This window comes from Kordia sp. (assembly GCF_965283645.1).
Classification (GTDB): Bacteria; Bacteroidota; Bacteroidia; order Flavobacteriales; family Flavobacteriaceae; genus Kordia.
Genome location: NZ_CBDIPG010000001.1, coordinates 2,318,834 through 2,340,982, shown reverse-complemented (window position 1 = coordinate 2,340,982; position 22,149 = coordinate 2,318,834). Strand labels below are relative to the sequence as shown.

The following is a 22,149-nucleotide window of genomic DNA, read 5'->3' as shown; positions in this document are numbered from 1 at the left end:
ATCCACTCCAATAAACAATTTAAAACATAGAAATTAAGAAAATAGATTACCTTATATTCCTTGAAAATGAGTTTTAGTTTTCTCTCTCATTAACTCAATGAGTCTTCCAAGTGCATGGTTAATTTTTTTCTGCATTTCTTTTTTACTATCATTAAGATTTATATAAACGGAATGATTGTCTCTAGCTATTACAGACTCAATTTCTTGTAACTCATCTTGAATCCTGATAACAGGAATATCCAAAGATCTAGCAGAAAAATATTCAGAGTCAAGCCACCTTAAGTCCGCTTTGTTAGAAAAATTTATAAAAAATTGAATCATTCCATCGCAATCCTTCAGTTCAGAGATAACTTTATTAGTTGTTTCTGAAATATTTTCTTGAACAAACACAAAGCAATCTTTAGGAAGAGCATATTTTTCTCCAATTTTTTTAAGCATATTAATAAATTGCTTCCTAAAGAAAAAACTGCTAACAATTGATACAAATATTTTATAATTATTAATTGGGAATACTGAAACTTTACTATTATTTTTTTTCAGTAAAAATTGCAATTTTTTTTCTAAAGAATCTGTTGAAATAAGATTTTCATCTAATTTAACTATCATTTCTATCATACCTTCTTCATTATATTTTTTGTATCCTAAAATCTTATTTGTTACGTTCTGTATGTTAATATTTTCAGAACTTATACCTTTAGCAATTTTAGCGATCAAGCCTTTACAATTATCTTCCTTTCCTTTTATTTTATAATTTATTATTATTTTTTTATAGCTAGGTAAGTCGCTAGCTCGAACTATTGAAATTCTTAATCTAGAAGCATTAGTATGTACGTTTACGAAACCAAGTGTAACGGGAGATTCTTTACATAGTCCTACTTTTTTTTTGATTTTATTTGACAATTCAGAATCAAACAGAATTTTATTATTTTTTATTTTAGTATCAAAAGGTATTCTTTCGTTATGCTTATCTCTATCCTTTTTCACTTCCCAATAATGGTAAGGTAATGTTTTCGCTTTGACAATAGTAATTCGTTTTTTCTTATCCTGTCTATCTTTTTCACTATTGAAATCAAATAAAACTTCTTTACATTTTTCAGTTATTATTATTTTTAATTCTTTAATTTTTTTAGATATGACTTTATTGATTATTTTTTCAAGACGCTCATATTTACTCATGTTAGCTTCTTTTTTAAAATCTCCTGTTTTATTACATGCTTCTCTAGAATAAAGTTTCTTTCTGTAATATGAAGTACTTATCTCATTAAACTCAACAATAAGCGACCAAACCATATATCTATGCCCAGCTTTATGGGCGTCTGAGATCAAAATATTAATCCCCTCTTCTTCTAGCACATTAGCAATAGAAGCTAAAGTGCCAATGTCTTCCTTAGCTCTAATAGTCATTCTTCCTAGAAATGGCCATAGATCAAAAGGTATGGGACTAAAAATAAAATCATGAGTAATATTTTCTACAAATTCTTTATCTTTATAGTATCTTGGTGTTGGATAATACAAACCTGTCAATCTACTTGAGTCAACTAGATTTAGCGGGTGTAAAAGATGTTTAGGAACTCTTACATAATTTGTGTGAACATAAGCGACTTCTCCTCTGTGCATAAGTAAATATTTAGAAAAATATAGAACCCAATCATTAATGAGATCAGTACTCCATAAAAAGTTATAATTGTTTTAGAAAAAAATACTACCCAAAATGAAAATTTGCCTTTTGAATAAAGATTAATTCTCATTTCAAAAGCCTTTAAATTGAACTCATTATCATTAATTAAATCGTTGTACAATCCTCTGAATTTTCTTTCTTGCATTAAGTAGTAAGAATCCAGAAACCAAAAAAGCACCAATGGTACAAGCGATACTAAAATAAATTCAACTTTCTTTTCAGTAACATACACAGCAAGTAAAGCGGATAGAATTGTTATCGCCATACCTTTTATCTGAAATGAATTCGTGTTCATTCGTGTAATAATATTTTGAATGAATTCTAGATGCTTTATGTTACTTTCTTTCATTACTATTAGTGTTAAAAAATTAAGAGGTTAATGAAAATTGCTTAATCACCAGATATATTATTGATTTTTAAATTTTATATAAAAGTGATAATAAAAAATAACGATACATTACGGATTTCCGTAATGTATCGTTATTTTTTATATTTAATTTTGATGTTATTAGATTGTATGGTGTTGGTTTTCATTATTTTATGGAAAAGTGAAATTATGGTTGTTCAACAGAATTAATTAATACAGTTGACAGTAATATATACTGAAATAACACTTAACTAAAATATTTTAAATTATGGAAACATTCGAAATGACGACAAATTCTTCAGTCAATTTATCTGTTGGTATTAGCTCAGACGCTAATGTCGGGTCTAATGTTAATTTGAATGATAAGCTAATTAAAAAGAGTAGGCAATACTCTTTTAAATCTGATATTGGAAACAGTAATGATATTCATAATGGTATGTTATCAGTTGTTTCAAACTTTTTTGTGAATGATAATAATATAGATATTATAATGAACAATACTACTGTAAAGTATTTACTTAAAGATAGTATGAATACAAAAAATTATGAATGTAAGAAAGTCAAGATAAATAATAATTTATTTATGGCTTATATAGTAATTAAATTATTAGGAAACTAAATCAATTTATGATGAAAAAAATAATAATAGCTTTATTAATTTGTAACATTCAATTTGGATTGAAAGCTCAAACAGATAAAGTAGATATTAGCCAATATAAAATGTCTAATAATACAAGTCCTGCATTCTTGCTAATTGATGAATCTCCTACATCAATATATACTACCAATAACATTAAGGCTCTATCTCTACATGTATTAGATAATTTTGGAGAGAGTCTATCGATTGAAGTCGCACCATATTTCTTTATTAATAAAAACAGCTCAAATCGAACATATTACAAATATATAGGTGTTGAAAAAAATATGCGAACTGGTAATTTGGATCAAAATGTTTTTAGTGGCATAAATAATACTACTATTTCAGTTGCTTATGTTGATAAAGAATTTGAAGGAATAGGAGCGAAACGAAAAGTATATTCTTTAGGTGTTAAAATTCCGTTTTTTCGATGGTATAGTGATACTGACTTAAATAGAACTTATCAAAACGCTGAATCTATGGCGAACTTATTGGCTGCGATATCTCCGCCGAATAGTATCTTATTACAAGGACGCGAGGCTATCAAAGAATATTACAATTCTCAATCATTGCCATTTCAAAAAACATATAAACCAACTTTTAGGCTTGATGGGGCTATAGCATATAGTGCTTTATTTAAAGAAAACACGACTAATTCTGCAACTGTGAATAGATTAGGAAGCTGGATTACAGGAGAATTAAGTATTCTACTAAACTCAAATAGTAACTCTTCTTCTAATTCTTATTTTAATTTACTCTTTACAGGGCGTTATATAGAGGATGAATTTAATATAAATGAAAATGGTATTTATTCTACTAATTACTATAGAGATTTAGGAGGTAAAGTTGAATTTGAATTCAATGATTTTGCTTTTTCTTACGAATACATTTCTAGAAATGGAACAGTTGAAAGTGAAAGATCGGTAGGTAATGTAAAATATACCATTAATAAAAACTTAAGTATTACCGGAGGCTTTGGAAAAGACTTTGCAATAAGTGATGAAAATCTTCTAACTATTTTTGGTATTAATTGGGGAGTGAATTTTGGTGACTCAAATATGAAAATAAAATAATTAGATAATACTTTATTTATCTAAATTTTTAAATGAAAAGTAACAATACAAATATAATTTACAACGAAAATTCTGATAAGATAATGGTAAATTATGTAGGAAGAAATATATAATTATATCTATTAAAAGTTATATTTACAGTGTAATAGCTTAATGAAAGGAAAAAGATTACTGGACTTAAGTTTTATATACTATTTTACTTATTTTTTGTAAAGTAGTTAAATTAACTAATTAATATGATTGGTATAGAAATTTTTGCAGGAGCTGGTGGTATGGCAACAGGAGCATCTCAAGCTGGTATAGATATAAGATTGGCTGTTGAAAATAACCCTTATGCTGCACAAACATATTTAGCAAATCACAAGGATACAACTGTTATTATTGATGAGATTCAGAACATAAAGGAATTCAATTTTGAAAGAAAAAATCAACAAGTTGTTTTATTCGGAGGACCTCCTTGTCAGGGTTACTCATACTCAAATAGAAAGACTAGATCTAATAAAAATCCAAAGAATTGGTTATTTAAAGAATTCATAAGATCTATAAATCTTATAAATCCTGATTGGATTGTAATCGAAAATGTCCCAGGGTTAAAAAAAATGGAAAACGGTTTTTTTTTAAAAACTATTTGTAAAGATTTACAAGATTTAGGGTACACTCCGAATGCTAAAATACTCAATGCTTCAAATTTTGGAGTTCCTCAAAACAGAGAGCGCATATTTATAGTAGCTTCAAAATATGGTATTGCATTTGAATTTCCAACAGGAAATTATATAGAATCACCTGTAACAGTAGGTGATGCTTTATCAGATTTACCTAAATTAATTAATGGATCTAAAGAAAATAAACTAAAATATAAGTCTAGAGCTAAATCTGATTATGCAAAAGAAATGCGACAAAAAAAGAGAATTGTTACACAAAATTTTGTTTCCAAAAATTCGCATGTTGTAGTAGAAAGATACAAACATATTCAACAGGGAAATAATTGGAAAGAAATACCTTCAAGTCTTATGATGAATTATAAAGATCATTCTAGATGCCATAGTAACATATACAGAAGATTATCAGAAAGTGAGCCTTCGGTTATAATAACTAATTATAGAAAAAGTATGTTGATACATCCAACAGAGGATAGAGGGTTATCTGTAAGGGAAGCAGCAAGATTACAATCGTTTCCTGATGATTATCAATTTTATGGCTCTCTAGATCAAAAGCAACAACAAGTAGGGAATGCTGTCCCACCTTTACTTGCTAAAGCAATATTTGAACAAATTTTAGAACTAAAGTAAATTACAAATGTGGAATACGTTACCATTTGAGACTGCAATGTTAATAAATCTAGAAAAAGATTTAGGACAAGAAAAAGGAAAAACATATTATACACGATATACCAGTGCAAGAGATACGCTTATAACAGATAATTTTTTTGATAATATTACTGGTTCAGAGCCAAATCTAACTGATCATGGTGCCAAGCACATAGCTAATGTGTTGAACAATGTACACAAATTATTAGGTGATGATATAGATAAATTGTCTGGAATTAATCTTTATTGCTTAGGTTTGATAGTTTTATTTCACGATGTTGGAAATATAAATGGAAGGATAGATCATAATAAAAACATATCAGATGTATACAATTTCGTAAGAAAAAAAGTTCCTAAATACAATCGAGAAAAATCTATTATTGTAAAAGCTGGAGAAGCCCATTGTGGATTATCAAAAGATGGAACTAGGGATACATTGAAAGATTTAGATAGTTCTGATCACCTTGATGGAGAAAAAGTTTTATTACGAGACCTAGCTGCTATTTTAAGATTTGCAGATGAATTAGCTGAAGGGCCCCAAAGAACTTCTCAATTTATGATGGAAAGACATAAATATGATGAAAATAGTCAAATTTACCATCAATATGCAAGTATAACGCATATCTTTATTGATAGAGAGTTAGGTAGAATTTCATTGACTTACGAAATAGATTTAGATCTTGATGAAATTGATAAAATTAAATTTTTAGAATTATTAGAATTTACGTTTAAAAGAATTATCAAAATCGATGAAGAAAGAAGATATACAAAACACTATTGTAATTTATTAATTCCCTTTAAGATGACATCAGTAAAATATAATTTTTATATTAATGGTTCTTCTGCTAATTTAGAAATTGATAAATTAGAAATTACAGATAGATTCCCTATTCCTGGTGAAAAAGAAATAACATTTAATGATTTCATGAAAAATGGGAATGATATTAGTATTGACCCTAATAACTTATGGGAACAAATGATAAGTTTAAAACAAAAAAATAGTGTGGAATGAATCAACAAAGAAACCCTTTTGAGTTTGAAGCTGCCAATAACCTATCGCATGAAGAAATTTTAGACTATTATATTGATGATTATAATTACTCAAGATTTATAAATACAAAAAGAAACATTTTTTTACAAGGAGCTAGAGGAACTGGAAAGACTATGGCATTATTATATAATTCATTTCGAATTCAATATAAAAAAATGAAAACTAATGTTAACTTCGATAAAATAGGAGTGTATATTCCTTGCAATACCCCTTTATTCCATAAAAAAGAACACTTATTACTACAAGATAATTTTAAAGCATCTTTAATAACAGAACATTTCTTAGTCCTCTCAATAGTTAATGCAATATGTATGACATTAATTGATATAGAGGAAATTCAAGATTTAAGTAATGAAATTAATAATTCATTAAAATCAGATATGGAATATATATTGGGTGTAGAGCTTATAAAAGATAGATCTTTTCTTCAAGCAATGTCAATGTTTTCTGAGAAAGAATCTAGAAATACTCAAAGAATTATAAATACACAAAAAGAAGATGAATTTTATCAAGATTCTTTAACTTTTTCTTCATTAGTAATGCCATTTTTTAATTGCTTATCTAAAATTAATTGTTTTAAAGATTCACATTTTCTACTTCTTATAGATGATGCTCATGATCTTAATTCTTATCAGAAAAAAACGATTAACTCATGGATTGCTTATCGTGATCATTCACAGTTTAGTTTCAAAGTTGCCACAGCTGAGTCGCAGCCAGATTTTTCTACTTCTACTGGAGGAATGATACTAGAGGGACATGATTTTGTATCTGTTGATATGTTAAAGCCTTATCAGAACAGGACTTCCGAATTTAGTAATTTAGCTAATAAGATAGTTCAAAAAAGATTAAATAAATATGGGATTAGTAAAGACATTAAAGATTTTTTCCCTGTTAGTCCCTCATTTGAGAGCGATATAAATGATGCAAGAGAAATTGCAAGAGAAAAAGCGCGAAAAAAATATGACGGAGGTACCGGAACTCAAATATCAGATTATATAGCTAAATATACTAGGGCAGAATATTTTAGATCCAGGCACTCAAGAGCAAATTTACCTCCATATTCAGGTTTTGAAACAATTGTTGATATATCTACAGGAGTAATCAGGAATTTATTAGACCCATGTTATTGGATGTACGATGCTGAACTATCTAATTCAGAAGGCAAAGCAGTTGAATTTATTCCACATGGTACCCAACAAAGCGTTTTGGTTACTAGAAGTAATAAACTTTGGGAAAGATTAGAAGGATTAGACAAAACGGATGTTGATTGTAATAGAGATCAAGCTGTATTTTTATTTAATCTTTTTGAGAATTTGATGATTCATTTCAAAGAACGTCTAATGTCCGAATTATCTGAACCAAGAACTGTGACATTCGTTATTACAGTTAGAAATCCTCAAATGATGGAAAAAGTTGATCCCATTTTGAATATTGCACAAAAGGCTCAACTTTTATATACAAGACCTGGTAAAGATAAAAGAACAGGAAAAAGAGTAATAGTATATGTGCCTAATAGATTATTACTAATAAATAAAGGATTAGATCCTCACGGACAATATGCTTCTGCATCGATTAAGGCTATTGATATTGTTAATGCTGCATATGATAATAAAAAAATTCCTCTGCCAGTGCCAAGAAATAAAGATAGTGATGATAATGAGGATACAATTCAATTTGATCTTTTTGATAATTAAATGCTATGGAAAAAAAATATGAAACTCTTATTGGTGTTCTTGGATGGGAAGATAGATTCCATGATGGAATAAAACTAGATATTGAATCTTATAATTTTGAAAAAATAACTTTAATTAGATACACTGAATATAATCGTTTGACATTAAGTTCTAGAAAGAAAGTAGAGCAAATATGTGAAAACGAAAATATTACCCTTAGTTATATAGATATTAGTGTTAGTGATACAGTTTTAAAATGGAAACAGCTGGAAGAATATTTTTTAAACAATGATTATTGTTTGAAAAATATCTTATTAGAGATTTCAACTATGCCAAGAGATACCACATGGGCACTATTGTATTTTTTAAATTCAAAAGAATGTAATATCGATTATGTTTATCATCAACCAAATAAATACAATCCTAATTGGCTCTCTAAAGAGCCGGGGAAGCCTCGACTACTTTTTAAGCATTCAGGCATTTCTAAATTAGGGGCTCAAACAGCTTTAATAATTATAACAGGTTTCGAGGTTGAACGAGCTAAACAATTAGTATATTTTTTTGAACCAAAAATCACATATTTAGGACTTCAAAAAGGGGAACAATTTAATAACAAAGAAAGAAACGTTAAAATGCATGATTCTATAAAAGGATTTACAGAAGTTGTAGAATTTAGCATTGATGCTTACGGTGAAGGTAGTGGTTACTTAGAAATTAAAGAACAAATAGAAAAAATATATAATGAATATAATGTGATTATAACTTCTCTTGGTCCTAAATTAACTTCTATGTCAATATATAAGATATATTTAGAATTTCCTGAAATTGCTCTTTCTTATGTTCCTAGCAAAGAGTTTAATACAGAATATTCAATAGGAATTGGAGAAAAATATTATGGTAGTTTCAATTAAAAAAAGTCATTTCTATAATTCAGAAATGACTTTTTTATTAATCCATTAAAGAAAGCTTTTCATAATTTCCTCAAGGAAATTATCCACTCTAAAAAATAAATTATATCCAGCGATCTCTTTGAACTTGTTTATGCTGTTCCATGTCTAGTATTTCTTTAATTCTTCTTTGGTCCGGATTTGCATTTTCTGCGTTGTAATTTTGTAAAAAAGTTTCTTTTGTAGTCCGCAATTCTTGCGGTTTGTTTTGGTCATTTTTTTCGGTCTGGAGTGCAATTTTTTCAAGGTTATCCACTACAATGGAGTAGTATACTCGTTTCGCTTTTTTACGCTCTACAGGGTTTGTGAGTGAGTTTCCTACGTAATCTGTTGCGGTAATGAGCCTGTTTCGGAGTAGTTCTTCAATGGCACTTGTCACACTTCTATTAGATAAGCCAACTTTTTCAAACTGAGAATGCGCAATCCAATCACGCCCTTTAATGCGTCCACTTGGATCACGCCAACCAATGGTATTACGAACAATTTTTAAATACACCCGAATTGCAGAACCACTCAATTGACTCATTTGTAAATCAAAAAACACATTCGGAACTGCGGTAGTATTATTAAGCTTCATGATCAGTAAATTCAATTACTGGTAATGTTTCATTATGATTTGGGAAGATCATAAACTCGGTATGAGGTTGATGATACATTTGTAAAAACCAACCACCATTTTTGGTGATTTTTACTGTTCCTATTTTGTGATAAATAGCTTTTTCTGTGCTATTAGGAATTACTTTCTTAACGACTACATTATAAAATTTTGACATTTTAAATTAAATTTTAACGTACCAGTAACCTTAGGGTATTCATCCAAAATAACAGTAGGACAACAAGTGGAAGTGTTACAAAAAAATGTCGTAAAACTCTTGACTTTTGTCGTACAAGGTGTGTTGTGCGACGTTAATATGATAAATTTTTATACCCTATTATGGGGTATATGATGTAATACTATTTTCTTTGGAACGGTGTAACTTAAAAATAAAGTATTAAACTTTATAAAAAACCACTTCGTCCAGACTGTTATTTTCATAGTTAAAGGTACTTACCGTTAGTATAGCCTCTGATAATACAAAAAGCAACCGTTTCTATCGAGTTGCTTTTTTGTATTTAGGATGCCTGTAATAAAAGTTCCTTCAGCTTTATTGCTTCAATAAGTGAATCGTCAAGTTTGAAGATACTTTGTTGTGGGTGCTGTTCAGGTACAGTATGCTCTTCAATTTTAGTTCTATTGATGAACTTCCCTGCCAATTTCTGGTGACGTTCCACACATAAATGAGTATAAGCAAAGGATGATTCAGGATTTACGTGACGTAAAATAACTGATACATCACGCATAGTGCCTCCCTGTTCCAAAATTTCGTTTGCTTTACCGTGACGGAAACTATGTGGCGTATAATTCTTGTCAATTTGTGCTTCTTCTAATAAGGTTTTCATCCATCGCTGCACACTACGTGGCGTAAATGGTTTTTTTGTTTTGGAATTGATCAAAAGCTCATCGTGGCTGGTTTCCATAGAAAGACGAATACCTAAATAGATATTAAGAATTGCATTGGTTTCCTTACTCCAGACTACCTGATTGTACCTCATACTTTTTCGTGTTCTAACTTTAGCTGAGCGAAGTCCACTAGTTCCTTGTTTGCTTATGTGAGATAATTTTAAGTCCAAAAGTTCACTAATACGCATTCCTGTATCCCATAACAAATTAATAACTAGTTTCTTTTGAATATCTGCTAATGTTTTTGTTGTTAATAAGGCATCTAATATTTCAAAATCTTCTCTGTCGATAATGTCCTTATCTGCATTTACAAAAGCTATCGGAATGATTTCTTTTGGACTAAAACTCACATGTCCACGTCCATGCCAAAACCAAAAGAAGTTACGTAAGATACGTGCCGAATACGCAATGGTCGCTCGGCTATAACCTGCTGTTTCCATTGCCTCATGATAGTTTACAATGTCATCGCCATTGATTGTTTCTAACGTAGACTTGTTTGTTGTAATTTTTAGGAATTCGGTAAATTGATCTAATCGTATTTTGTAGCGTTTGTGGGCGATAATCCTATGAGACTTCTTCCATTTTAAATAGATCTCTATTGATTTTTGAATCTTCATATATAAAAGACCCGCCAAAGGAAATCTGGCGGGTCTTTTATATAACCTAGCCGTAAGAGAATCACTAAAATAAAAATTCTAGCGGTAGCCTTTGGTTTGGTAATATAAATAAACACGCGCTGTTTCCTTAGTCTATTCAAAAATGAATAGACGACCCTTTCGGGCAACGGGGTTTCTTTATTTTTAAGTTACGGTTAATAGTGTATTTCATAAATGATTTTTTTGCAAGGACTGTATGCTCCCCCTACAGATTTTAGCTGAGGACTTTGTTGCATTCCAAATATGGTATAATAGGTATAAGTTAGCACGCAAAAAAGCCCTTCAAGCATTTCTAAAAATTACCATAGCATTAAAAAAAAGCAAGTAGTTCCTTTTTTTGTCCATGAAAATTGACAAATACAACTCAATATCCTTATCCACTTACTAGCCATAAAGCCATGTTCTTTTTCAATAATCTGAATGACATCAGCTATTTCGCACGGACTAATTTTAGAAATGATGGAAAGTTATTTGGCATTAAACAAGCAGATAGAATGCTTCATTTTTACTGCTTTGGAAAAAGCGGAAGTGGTAAAACGACACTCTTAAAAACACTCATGATGCAAGATGCAGAAGCTATGCGTGGATTTGCATTCTTAGATTTACATGGCGATGCTTCAACTGAAATTGTCGCCAATATTCAAGATCGTTTTCCAGATCGTAAACTCATCTATTTTGATGTGACTGATCCTGAAATTCCTTTTGGATATAATCCCTTACGGAGAGTCAGTTCTGCAAAACGATCACTGGTTGCTTCCAATATTTTGGAAATATTTCAACGTAATTGGAAATCTGCTTGGGGAATGAAAATGGAACACATTCTACGAATGGTTTTGTTATCGCTTCTTGAACAGCCACAAGCAAATCTATCTGATATTTTAAGAATCATGCACGATACGTCATATCGTAATTCATGTCTTGAACATATAACATCGGAAGAGATTCTTCTCTTTTGGCAGAAAGAATTTCCAAAGTACAAGTCAAATGATCTGCTTCCAATCATGAATAAGATTGGCGCATTATTATCGCATCGAATCATCAAAAAAATTCTTGTCGAAAATGATGAACAGATTTCACTCAGAAAAATTATTGATAGCAATCAAATCTTGATTATTAACCTTGCTAAAGGACAAGTCGGGAGTGATGTCGCCAATATTCTTGGTGGATTACTTCTGACTTCCCTTGCGTCGGCATGTTTCTCTCGAATAGATATTCCAGAGCAGGAGCGAGTTCCCTATTTTCTGTATATCGATGAGTTTCAAATTCTATCGAGTACCGAACTTATCGCCGAAATGTTGGCTCAGATCCGAAAATTCAAAGTTGGACTTATCCTAGCCAATCAATTTTTACATCAACTCAATATTGAAGTGCGTAATAGTGTGCTCGGAAATGTGGGTACGATTGTATGCTTTCGACTCGGAATTACTGATGCCAACTTAATGGCAAAAGAATTCTATCCTGTCTTTAATACTACTGACTTCACTTCCCTTGCCAACTATTCTATATACCTGCGATTAATGATTGATGGAAAACCTTCAGTTCCCTTTAGCGCAGATACCATTTTGTAATCCATAAAACAATTCCATATATGAAATTAAACAGTTTACCATCTACGGTAGTACTTAGTAGTGCTATCGTGGGAGTTGTCTATAAACGGCAAGCCTTTAATAATATGTTTACCATCAAGAAATCAAAAGATGCCAGCGATTATTTACGCTCCGTTATTGATGCTGATACTCTTGATCTTCAAGAACACTTTTGGGCGATTTATTTAACCAATGCAAATCGTGTACTTGCTTTTGCAGAAATTGCCAAAGGAGGTGTTACCTCAGTAACCGTAGATAAAAAGAATATTTTTCAATTAGCCCTTTTGGTGAATGCGACTGCTATTATCGTAGCTCACAATCATCCATCAGGAACACTCAAAGTTTCAGGTGCGGACAAAGCAATTACTAAAAAATTGTGTTCTGCTGGAGAAATTATGGATATCAAAGTTCTTGATCATATCATTATCACATCAGAAGACTATGTGTCACTTGCTGACGAAAACTTGATGTAGTTCCCTTTTATTCGCCCATTCCTTTCAACCTTTATGAAAACCCCAATATCGTATTATGGTGGCAAGATCACCTTACTTCATAAAATCCTTCCATTAATTCCAGAACACAAAATATACACTGAAAGTTTCTTCGGTGGTGGTGCAGTCTTCTTTGCTAAAGAGCCAACAGAATCAGAAATCATTAATGATACCAATAACATGGTGATTAACTTCTTTGAAGTGTGTAAAACTGATTTTGACAATCTCAAAATAAAGATTGAAGCAACACTCTTTTCACGAGCTACCTACACCGTAGCACATACGATATACCGAATGCCACACTTGTTTAATAAACTTCAGCAGGCATGGGCATTCTATATCGCTACGAACATGGGCTTTGCGTGCAAGATTGGAAGTTGGGGATTTGATAAGTATGGGAAGCGATTAAAAACAGTTCGGAATAAAAAACTTCGATTTGATGAAACTATTTCCAAACGTTTGGAGCATACTCAAATTGAAAATAACGATGCTTGTAAAGTGATTGAAACGTATGATACCCATGATGCATTCCACTATGTTGATCCACCGTATTACAACGCTGACATGGGACATTATGATGGTTACAGTAAAGCTGATTACGTCAAACTTCTTGATACGCTTTCAGCTATCAAGGGAAAATTTCTACTCAGTTCCTATCCATCTGAAACATTAGAAGAATACAGTAAAAAGCATGGTTGGCATACAATTATGGTTGATAAGCCACTTGTTGCCAGTAATGGCGCAAATGAAAAAAAGCGTAAGCGAAAGATAGAGGTACTAACTGCAAACTATCCAATTTAAAACAACAAACACAAACCTTTAAAATTTAATACTTATGAATATCACAGCACAAACAGTCGTGAAACATTTTCTCATGCGATTAGGTGAAGGACAGCAATTCCATACAGGGATACATCCGTTCTTTAAAAACTTCTTTACCAAGCAAGAACTTATTGACATTACAAGCTACATTTTCAACGAACATGAACTAAGCGAAGTTGATTTGAAACTACTGACTCATGATGAGTTGTTAGACATTATTGATGATGATATGAGCATTCTACGCTTTTATCTGAATCAATGGGAACAACAGCTCATATTACATGAATCTCATAGCACACAGGAGGTAAACGATACGCTTGAACAACTATCGAATCACAACCATTATTTACGTAACAAAATGCCAGAGGATTGGGATAAGTATGATCGCAGTAATTTCCGATCAATGCAACTCAAGGCAGGTAAGATCATTAAGGTTTATGGTATTTACGACATCAGCGTCACTCAAGACCAAGCAACGGATGTTGATACGCCACCAAAACGTTTTTATGAAACCCAAGAACAGGCTACAGAAGTGATGACTACCATGATTTCTGAGAATGATTCTGAAGATGGATACTTACATGTTCTGTATCTCTACAAAGCTGTTTAAGATATGAAACTCATTACCGATGAACTCAAAAAGCGATTTGAAGAAGTAGGAGACCAACATGATGTTGAAGACCCTATCATTATTACTCGATTCTTTGATCCTGGAGGGACTATCAGATGGTACGTCGTTGAATATTATCCAGACAATAATACATGCTATGCATACTTCACCGGCATGCCTTAGGGAAACTCAGGTGATTTCTTTGAAGATTGGGATTATTTTTTCATAGACGAATTAGAAACTTGGAAGCGTCCTTTTCTTCTTACCATCGAACGAGATCGAGGATTCAAAGAAATACGATTTAATGAATTACGAAACAATAACTTTAAAATTAAATACACATGAACAACAAAGGTATTTTTGATGTTTTATTACAAAACATCACCGAGGATCAAAAACTGCTCAAAGAAGCAGATGAAAAAATTGATCAAGCAAAAGAAGATAAGCAAGCAATTACTGATCGTATTAAAGGCTATCGTAAAGATGCTACTGCAATGATTAAGTATGCGAGTGATGAACAAATTGAAAAGATTAAAGCGCTAGATTTAGACCTTTCAGAATCTAAACAAGGACTGAATTCAGTTGCAACTACTGCATTTGATATCATGATGAATACCAAGAAAAAATCATTGACCAACGAAGAGTTATATCAAACGTATATTGATAGTTTGGATGATAAAGAAAAAGCGGTAAAATATACGGAGTTTAATATCAAGTGTCGTCCATTATTTAACAATCAGCGATTGATCCGAACCAAAGGGAGTGATCCGAAGTCATCACGTACTGATATTATTACCTTGAACGGTAGTTCTAAAGCTGTGATTAAAAAAGAATAACTAACTAAAATTAAGAACATTCACTTATGTGAATGTTTTTGTAATTAAATGAATTCCCAATCACAAGACGTATATTTACAGGTCTACTTATTATTTTGAAAACTATTTTAACTCTTCGATTTCTATAATTTGACTTTCCTGCTCTTACATATTCTACTCTAGAAAATTACATATTTAATAGTAAAATTCGTATTTTTATTTAAAATTCAATAAAAATGAAAATAAGTTTACCTACTCTATTCATTTGTTTTTTCGTGTTTTCTAAAGCACTCTCTCAAGTCAAAATTAAGGGATGCTACCAACCTCCTATTTTACCAATAGAAATATGTGTAGATGATAACGGTAATGTGAGTACTCATGCTAGTAGTTCATTTGTAACGCCACTAGGTGTTTTTAAATTAAAAGCAGGAACTAATATTTATGAAAATGGGGGAAAAGAACTTCAATATGAATCTCAAATTAATAATGTAGTACAAGAAAATTCAGAAATAAGATATGTTACTACTGAAAAAATTGTAGAGATTCCTAAATTCCAATATAAATTATATTTGAAATATAACGATGAGATACATGTATATCAAATTAAGAGTTCAAATGAATTAAGAATCGAAACATCTTCTGGATTCAAAGGAAAGTTTTCACCCAGTATTATTGAAATAGAACTTTCTGACGATAAGGATACAAGAATATATTTTAATAGTATTGATGTTAACAAAATCAATACAGATAATGCTGATTACCCAATCAAAAAAAAAGTAACTAAAAAGAGATCTGATTATGAGGTGTTTCAAAATGGTTTTATGCGGTCTATAGGTTCAGGCTATGATAACCTAGTTGAACTTCCCAGAGATAAATACTTTTCTAAAGTAGAAACTATTAGTTTAACTAAAAATCCAATGGGAGAACCTACTAGTACTCGTAAAGATTTCTATATGATAAGCGATCAAGATTTAAAAAATAGAAAAGTATTTTCTATATGGTCTGAGTTTAAGGGAAATAATAAATACAAAGATGTTTATAGGATCGAACTATATTACAATAAGTCAACATATAATCTAACTTCTTATGATAGAAATGAAACATCATATATAAATTTTTTGGGAACTAATATTTATGAACTTTTAAATTATTTATTGGAACAAGGAATACAACTTGAGGAAGATCAATTAAAAGATTTGAATAGTAAAGAATTATACCCTGGGTTTTCTACAACTTATAAATCTGACAAATGGCGTATAGGTCTTTATTCTAGATTCAATAACGATATTACAGATATGATTGCAATTTTCACTAATGAGTGTGATCAGAATAATTTTTTTCGAGGAATGAATAATGATTTTGAAAATAGCACTTCACGTTTTGATAATCATCTTAAAGATAGTTATGGCACAAAAAAATTTATTGAATACTTATCTATGTTAGAAAAAGCAGGAGCGTTTGAAAGTGCACATAATTACATAGAACGAAAAATGAGTGAAAATCATCGAAGATATTTCAAATGGAAAAAAAAGTGGTTTGTCTTAAATTTTGCTATAGGTAATGTATTCTTAAATGATATGGAAGATGGTGTTTTTGTAGTATATGATAAAGAAGATATGAAAATTAAGATATTATTTTATGACAGTATGAAGAATTTATACAGAGAGTTGTTTGATAATATTCAAATAGAGAATTGGTTAACGAATAATGAATATTATTTTAATGCATCATTTGATACACAAGTTTTTATACTTAATGATCGTTTATATAATCGTTCAAAAGACCCTAGCTTATTTAGTGAAAATATTTATGTAGCAATCGGAAAATTTTCAAAAATTAAAAATATAGCTATATCTCCAGGGAATAGTTTTACAGTTGAGAAGGGATCATTTGAATGCCTCAAAAATGTCCAATCGATCTGCTTTGATACGGACAATTTTTATAATTGTAAAGAATGTATAACATATGATAAGAAAAGAGATAAAATGATTATTTTTTATTCACAATCTTTTGCGGATTAAATTTTCTATTTTCTAGAAATATAGCTATTTAAAATGTCTCGAATATCATTACTCTTAGGACTCGGAGCATTTTTATGAATCAGCTGACCATCTGTGTCAAAAATTAAATACCTCGGAATACTCTTTAATTGTAAGTCTTTAAAAAATGTAGCTTTTGGATAGTTTATCGCTAATTGGCTGTGTCTGTAATATAAAATGTTTTCATCTTTAGCAGCTTTTTTCCAACTCTTGAAATTGGTATCAATCGAAATAAATAAGAATACAATATTTTTATTTTCATACTCCTGTATCAACTTCTTAGAATCTGGCATTACTTCCCTACAAGGAACACACCAACTTGCCCAAAAATCAACATATATAATTTTTCCTTTATGGCTTTGAATAATTTCATTCAATGTTTTTCTCTCCTTTGAGATATTTATCAAATTAACATCAGCAGTTTCGGTTTTAAGTGAAGAAAAATCGAGTAAAAAATCTTCTAAAATTCTATTTACTAATACTGTGTCTTTAACCTCCTGTTTGAACTTATCAAAATACTTCGTAATCTTAGATTGATCGTAATTCTTTATGATACTTCTTGTAGTATTGTAGAGTAGGTAGTTTTTAATTTTAGTTGAGAATAATACACTTTTTTCTATGGAATCATACAGCGTCAAATAATCAGGTAAATTTTGATATCCTTTTTGGGAATATGAAATATCAAAATGTTTAAAGGTGAAGTTGTTTAAGAAGTGTTGGTAGCTCTGAATAAAAAGTAATGAATCATTTTTTAATTCAGTTTGATCAGCACTATAATTAGAATGAATGATTTTATTCTTGTAGTGAATCGTTGTCTTTAGGAAAGAATAGTAATCGCTTGAAAGTTTCTTTAAATCGTATAGAGAATCAAGTGTTTTCTCTTTTTCAATAATATTCTCTTTTAAAACATTTCTATATACTGTTTTTTCTTTCTCTGTTCTAAATCGTTTATTATTCTCATTATAAAATTCTACAGCTCCTTTATAAACAGCGTGGGATAAATTATAATCTACTTCAACATTGTAATCATTCTTTTCTGTATTGTTCAAAACAGAAACATGAGGAGCATCGTTTGGATAATCAAAAATTATCGTATCACCAACATTAAACTTATATGATGAATCATAATAGAAATGGTATCGATGATTAACTACAATGGAAATATCTGTTTTGATTTTAACAGTATCCGTTTTACTAATGTTATTAGGTTCTAAGAATATCTTCTCGTACGTTTTCCCATTAGTATAAAAAATTGGCTTATCTCTTTTTACGGTATATGAACCGTCATCAGCACGCAAGGTGTCTTTTGTGTATGACCTCTTGTTAAAGATCATTACTATTTCGTTAGGCTTCTTATCTTCTTCAATTTTCTTTTTTGGAGTAACTTCTTCCTTGCAAGAAAGAAACAATATGCATATTAATAGAACAACCGTAATATTTTTCATTCTTATTTTTTAAATGTAGAGAGGGAAAATATTCCCCTCTCCGTAATTTCATTTTGTTAATGCATCCAGCTAGCTGTCGAACATCCTTCACAACACCAACGTCCTCCATTAGCAACAAATGCTTTTGCTTCCTTTTTAGAAACATTGTGAGTGTACTGTCCGCCACCACAAGAATCATCATGGTCTCCAGGAATCGTACAAGGAATGAATGCTGAACATGTTCCTGTCCCAGTTCCTGCAATAACAGTATTTTGTTCTGCCTTTGTTAAAATAGTAATTCCTTCTAAATTTAAAATGTTTTGTAACATAATTTATGTTTTAATTATTAAAATAGTATTCTTGAACATTTAGAGACACTCAAGATGTATGTCTTTTTAGCAATACTATTTTTATTTAAATACCACTCATGAAGAAATAAGAGTAAATGTTGCTCTATTCACGAGTAAGTTAAAATTGCTTTAACTTATAATTTGGCTATGTATAAAGGAAGGTTCTTTTGGGATTGAATTGAATGTTAATTCTTATTCAAATATAAGTAATAAACTTACATATTTGTAAGATATTGTATTAACATTGAAAAAAATGTATAAGCGTTACATTTAGAGGTGAAATTTAATATCTATCTGATAAAAATATCAAAATCTATTGATTTTTGATCTTCATTTTGTCGAGCCTTCCTGTAGTTGCAATAATTAGTTTTAACGTTTCATTATCTTAAAGATCTTACTTCCTTCTTTAGTTTTTAATTTGAGAATATAGAGTCCATTAGCGACATTTCGCATATCAATATTATTGTTTGAAAATTCACTCTTTATTATTTGACCTTGAAGATTATAGAGTTCTGTTTTTGTAATAACATGATTTGATTCAATGGTAACAATATCAGATGTTGGATTTGGATATATCTTAATGTTTGCAGTAACTTCCTCTGGACTTTCTAAACTTAATGGAATATCACTCGTGTTATTCCAAATGGTAAAAGGAAACTTATTATTTGAACTAATAACATCAATATCGCCATCACCATCAAGATCATCAGAAAGAAGAAGATTTGAAGTAATATAATTTGCGTTCATAACCGTGCGGGTAAATGTTTGACTTCCATCATTTACCCAAAAAGATAATTGCTCTGAATTAAAATCATTGGTCGGACATGATACAAAGTCAATATCTCCATCACCATCAAAATCTTGTATGGTAAAGATATCGCCACTATTGATTGTGTTCCCTGTTTGAATTTGTTGTTCAGTAAAACTGCCGTTTCCATCATTTTCAAACCATGAAATGATGTTGCTAGAATTTGCGAAATCATAATTACTTCCAAGAATATCAAGATCACCATCACGATCAATGTCAAAAAGTTTCCCTTCAGTTGGAAGTAATACTTGTGTGAAATTTAAGTTCCCATCATTTTGATAATAGAATGCTCCGTTTGTAGCGATGTCGTTAATACCATCGTTATTAATATCTACAAAATCAGTACACACTTTAAATTCAGGAATGTTGTTTACAAATTGCTGTTGATAGTTCCCGTTCCCATCATTGAGATAGTAAAATATTTGCCCGTTACTGCCAGCAGGTCGAGTAATAATAATATCAATATGACCATCATTATTGATGTCTGTTGTAAAAGCTCTTTCTACTCCTGTAACACTTAAAAAAGTAGATTTGGTAAAGTTTAAATTACCATCATTGGTGTATAACAAAACTTCTCCTTCATTAAAGCCATAAGTTGATACAAGAATATCCTTGTGACCATCGCCGTCAATATCATCAATATGAGCATAACTGATAAGTGGTTCAGTAGTATCAATGACTATTTTGGTAAAATTAAACGCTCCTGTGTTGTGCCATAATACTAATTCATGTTCACTACTTGAGGTACTGACAATGTCTTTCAATCCATCATTATCAATATCATCTGTATAAAAGCTTGTTGGTGATACAAAAGAATCATCAAGAGTCGTAAGATTGAAACTTCCGCTTCCAATATTTTCATAGAGTCGTGGATCATCAAATGCCGAAGAAGTTATGAGAAAATCCATCATTCCATCAGTATTATAATCCAAGCTTTGAATGCGTTCTCCTTTATCTAGAGTTTCTAAGGTGTTTAAAATAAAGTTTCCGCTTCCATCATTCACATAGAAGCCAAAAGAATCGATGATATTAGATGCAGAAAACACAACAGATATATCTAAATCGCCATCATTATCAAAGTCAACAATGTGCATTGAATCCATATTTGCGTCATTGGTTAATTGGGTTTCTGTAAAATTGAGGTTTCCATCATTGCTAAATAGAACTACACAACAATTCCCTTGTTTTACCACCAAATCTTTATCTCCATCAGTATCATAATCTAGTATTTGAAGATGTTCATTTGGTAGTGTGTAATTAATGACTTGTTCAATAAAATTTGCATTTCCATCATTGAGATAACAAAGAATATGATTTCCCATCCAAAAACCAGATGATACTGACATAACAAGATCAAGATCACCATCGTTATCAATATCATTTACTAATATATCTCCAGTAGAAATTTGCACATTAGTTACGGTGCTTTGTTGAAATCCAATATTGAGAATGTTTTTCCAAAATTTCAGCGATCCGTTTTGCCCTCTGCTCGTAGTGATAAAATCAATATATCCATCTGCGTCAAAATCTCCTGCAACGATATTTGATGACAATGAACTTCCATTAATATAGGTAGGAACAAAGTTTTGATTTCCATCGTTATAATAAATTTCAATAGAACCTTGTTCTGATACGAGAATGTCTAAATCAGAATCTCCATCAATATCATAAACATCAAAGTGATTCCAACTTTTGGATGTTTCGTCTATGATAATCTTTGTGTAGTTAAATGTAGCATCTTTTTTCCACCACGCTACATTTCCGTCTCTACTGACAGAAACCAAATCATCAAGACCATCATTGTCTAAATCTATAATTTTTGGTTGTACCCAGTTATTCGCATCAGCAATAATTGTTTCATTAAAACTTTGTGAAAAGGTCATTAATGGAAATAGTAAAAGAAGTATTAGTTTTTTCATTTGTTTTAGTTTTAGTTACCCTTTGGCTTCTAAGGGTGTTCATATAGAGTCGTTTATGTGTCAAATATAGATTTTATTTTTCAAAATACTACTTATAAGTATGAATTTATTAGTGGTAACAAATTAATATGAATTGATAGTAATTTGTTGCATGGCTAAAAAGGATGAATACACTGAAAAGCAACTCACCAATCTAGGCGAGAAACTACGCAGTTTACGTATGGAGAAAGGTTTTTCTAACTACGAGCAATTTGCTTTTGAACATAACTTGCCAAGAGCGCAATATGGTAGGTATGAGCAAGGTCAAGATTTACGTTTCTCTTCCCTGCTTAAAGTTCTTAAGGCATTGGATATATCGCTTGAAGAGTTTTTTAAAGATGGTTTTGAATAATATC

21 protein-coding genes are annotated in these 22,149 nt (G+C 30.6%); 14 read left to right on the top strand and 7 right to left on the bottom strand.

All coding sequences use genetic code 11. The annotated features are described in order from the left end of the window. Nucleotides 1-51: 51 nt before the first annotated feature. Nucleotides 52-1,617, bottom strand: coding sequence for a hypothetical protein (locus ACQ654_RS10325; RefSeq protein WP_430410251.1), 1,566 nt, complete (start codon nucleotides 1,615-1,617; stop codon nucleotides 52-54). A 696-nt stretch (nucleotides 1,618-2,313) separates the two neighbouring features. On the opposite strand from ACQ654_RS10325, the gene ACQ654_RS10320 reads away from it, so the two are divergent. From ACQ654_RS10320 to ACQ654_RS10295, 6 genes are all read left to right on the top strand, one after another. Beyond that, nucleotides 2,314-2,664: a hypothetical protein gene (locus ACQ654_RS10320; protein ID WP_430410250.1), complete on the top strand. Its 351-nt coding sequence runs from the start codon at nucleotides 2,314-2,316 to the stop codon at nucleotides 2,662-2,664. A gap of 11 nt (nucleotides 2,665-2,675) precedes the next feature. Further along, nucleotides 2,676-3,755: a hypothetical protein gene (locus ACQ654_RS10315; RefSeq protein WP_430410249.1), complete on the top strand. Its 1,080-nt coding sequence runs from the start codon at nucleotides 2,676-2,678 to the stop codon at nucleotides 3,753-3,755. Between the two features lie 236 nt (nucleotides 3,756-3,991). After that, nucleotides 3,992-5,044: a DNA cytosine methyltransferase gene (locus ACQ654_RS10310; RefSeq protein WP_430410248.1), complete on the top strand. Its 1,053-nt coding sequence runs from the start codon at nucleotides 3,992-3,994 to the stop codon at nucleotides 5,042-5,044. Between the two features lie 7 nt (nucleotides 5,045-5,051). Further along, nucleotides 5,052-6,074 carry an HD domain-containing protein gene (locus ACQ654_RS10305; RefSeq protein WP_430410247.1) on the top strand — a complete coding sequence of 341 codons (1,023 nt, stop codon included), beginning with the start codon at nucleotides 5,052-5,054 and terminating at the stop codon, nucleotides 6,072-6,074. Further along, complete coding sequence (locus ACQ654_RS10300; protein WP_430410246.1) at nucleotides 6,071-7,807, top strand: hypothetical protein; 1,737 nt, start codon at nucleotides 6,071-6,073, stop codon at nucleotides 7,805-7,807. The genes ACQ654_RS10305 and ACQ654_RS10300 overlap by 4 nt, the downstream gene beginning before the upstream one ends. A 5-nt stretch (nucleotides 7,808-7,812) precedes the next feature. Then, complete coding sequence (locus ACQ654_RS10295; protein ID WP_430410245.1) at nucleotides 7,813-8,697, top strand: hypothetical protein; 885 nt, start codon at nucleotides 7,813-7,815, stop codon at nucleotides 8,695-8,697. A gap of 100 nt (nucleotides 8,698-8,797) precedes the next feature. On the opposite strand, the gene ACQ654_RS10290 is transcribed toward ACQ654_RS10295, so the two are convergent. From ACQ654_RS10290 to ACQ654_RS10280, 3 genes are all read right to left on the bottom strand, one after another. Beyond that, nucleotides 8,798-9,310, bottom strand: coding sequence for a hypothetical protein (locus tag ACQ654_RS10290; protein WP_430410244.1), 513 nt, complete (start codon nucleotides 9,308-9,310; stop codon nucleotides 8,798-8,800). Then, the gene (locus ACQ654_RS10285) at nucleotides 9,300-9,506 is read right to left on the bottom strand and encodes a hypothetical protein (RefSeq protein ID WP_430410243.1); all 207 of its coding nucleotides are present in this window, start codon (nucleotides 9,504-9,506) and stop codon (nucleotides 9,300-9,302) included. The genes ACQ654_RS10290 and ACQ654_RS10285 overlap by 11 nt, the downstream gene beginning before the upstream one ends. Nucleotides 9,507-9,846: 340 nt before the next feature. After that, nucleotides 9,847-10,851, bottom strand: a complete 1,005-nt coding sequence (locus tag ACQ654_RS10280) for a tyrosine-type recombinase/integrase (RefSeq protein ID WP_430410242.1) — start codon at nucleotides 10,849-10,851, stop codon at nucleotides 9,847-9,849. Nucleotides 10,852-11,384: 533 nt separating this feature from the next. Between ACQ654_RS10280 and ACQ654_RS10275 the strand changes: the two genes are divergently transcribed. The 7 genes from ACQ654_RS10275 to ACQ654_RS10245 all read left to right on the top strand — a co-directional run bounded on the left by ACQ654_RS10275 (nucleotide 11,385) and on the right by ACQ654_RS10245 (nucleotide 17,235). After that, nucleotides 11,385-12,458, top strand: a complete 1,074-nt coding sequence (locus ACQ654_RS10275; RefSeq protein ID WP_430410241.1) for a type IV secretory system conjugative DNA transfer family protein — start codon at nucleotides 11,385-11,387, stop codon at nucleotides 12,456-12,458. 20 nt (nucleotides 12,459-12,478) lie between these two features. Beyond that, complete coding sequence (locus tag ACQ654_RS10270) at nucleotides 12,479-12,949, top strand: JAB domain-containing protein (protein ID WP_430410240.1); 471 nt, start codon at nucleotides 12,479-12,481, stop codon at nucleotides 12,947-12,949. Nucleotides 12,950-12,982: 33 nt separating this feature from the next. Next, nucleotides 12,983-13,768 (top strand): DNA adenine methylase, encoded by a 786-nt coding sequence (locus ACQ654_RS10265; RefSeq protein WP_430410239.1) that lies wholly within the window; start codon nucleotides 12,983-12,985, stop codon nucleotides 13,766-13,768. 34 nt (nucleotides 13,769-13,802) lie between these two features. Then, on the top strand, nucleotides 13,803-14,399 hold the full coding sequence (locus tag ACQ654_RS10260; RefSeq protein WP_430410238.1) for a hypothetical protein: 597 nt from the start codon (nucleotides 13,803-13,805) through the stop codon (nucleotides 14,397-14,399). Between the two features lie 3 nt (nucleotides 14,400-14,402). After that, nucleotides 14,403-14,582: a hypothetical protein gene (locus ACQ654_RS10255; RefSeq protein ID WP_430410237.1), complete on the top strand. Its 180-nt coding sequence runs from the start codon at nucleotides 14,403-14,405 to the stop codon at nucleotides 14,580-14,582. A 158-nt stretch (nucleotides 14,583-14,740) separates the two neighbouring features. After that, on the top strand, nucleotides 14,741-15,235 hold the full coding sequence (locus tag ACQ654_RS10250; protein ID WP_430410236.1) for a hypothetical protein: 495 nt from the start codon (nucleotides 14,741-14,743) through the stop codon (nucleotides 15,233-15,235). 215 nt (nucleotides 15,236-15,450) lie between these two features. Next, complete coding sequence (locus tag ACQ654_RS10245) at nucleotides 15,451-17,235, top strand: hypothetical protein (protein ID WP_430410235.1); 1,785 nt, start codon at nucleotides 15,451-15,453, stop codon at nucleotides 17,233-17,235. A gap of 5 nt (nucleotides 17,236-17,240) precedes the next feature. On the opposite strand, the gene ACQ654_RS10240 is transcribed toward ACQ654_RS10245, so the two are convergent. The 3 genes from ACQ654_RS10240 to ACQ654_RS10230 form a co-directional block, all read right to left on the bottom strand. Beyond that, nucleotides 17,241-18,698 carry a TlpA family protein disulfide reductase gene (locus ACQ654_RS10240; protein WP_430410234.1) on the bottom strand — a complete coding sequence of 486 codons (1,458 nt, stop codon included), beginning with the start codon at nucleotides 18,696-18,698 and terminating at the stop codon, nucleotides 17,241-17,243. A gap of 56 nt (nucleotides 18,699-18,754) precedes the next feature. Then, nucleotides 18,755-19,006, bottom strand: a complete 252-nt coding sequence (locus tag ACQ654_RS10235; RefSeq protein ID WP_046756456.1) for a hypothetical protein — start codon at nucleotides 19,004-19,006, stop codon at nucleotides 18,755-18,757. Nucleotides 19,007-19,396: 390 nt separating this feature from the next. After that, on the bottom strand, nucleotides 19,397-21,754 hold the full coding sequence (locus ACQ654_RS10230) for a T9SS type A sorting domain-containing protein (RefSeq protein ID WP_430410233.1): 2,358 nt from the start codon (nucleotides 21,752-21,754) through the stop codon (nucleotides 19,397-19,399). A gap of 151 nt (nucleotides 21,755-21,905) precedes the next feature. Between ACQ654_RS10230 and ACQ654_RS10225 the strand changes: the two genes are divergently transcribed. Beyond that, nucleotides 21,906-22,145, top strand: coding sequence for a helix-turn-helix domain-containing protein (locus ACQ654_RS10225; RefSeq protein ID WP_430410232.1), 240 nt, complete (start codon nucleotides 21,906-21,908; stop codon nucleotides 22,143-22,145). Nucleotides 22,146-22,149 lie beyond the last annotated feature (4 nt).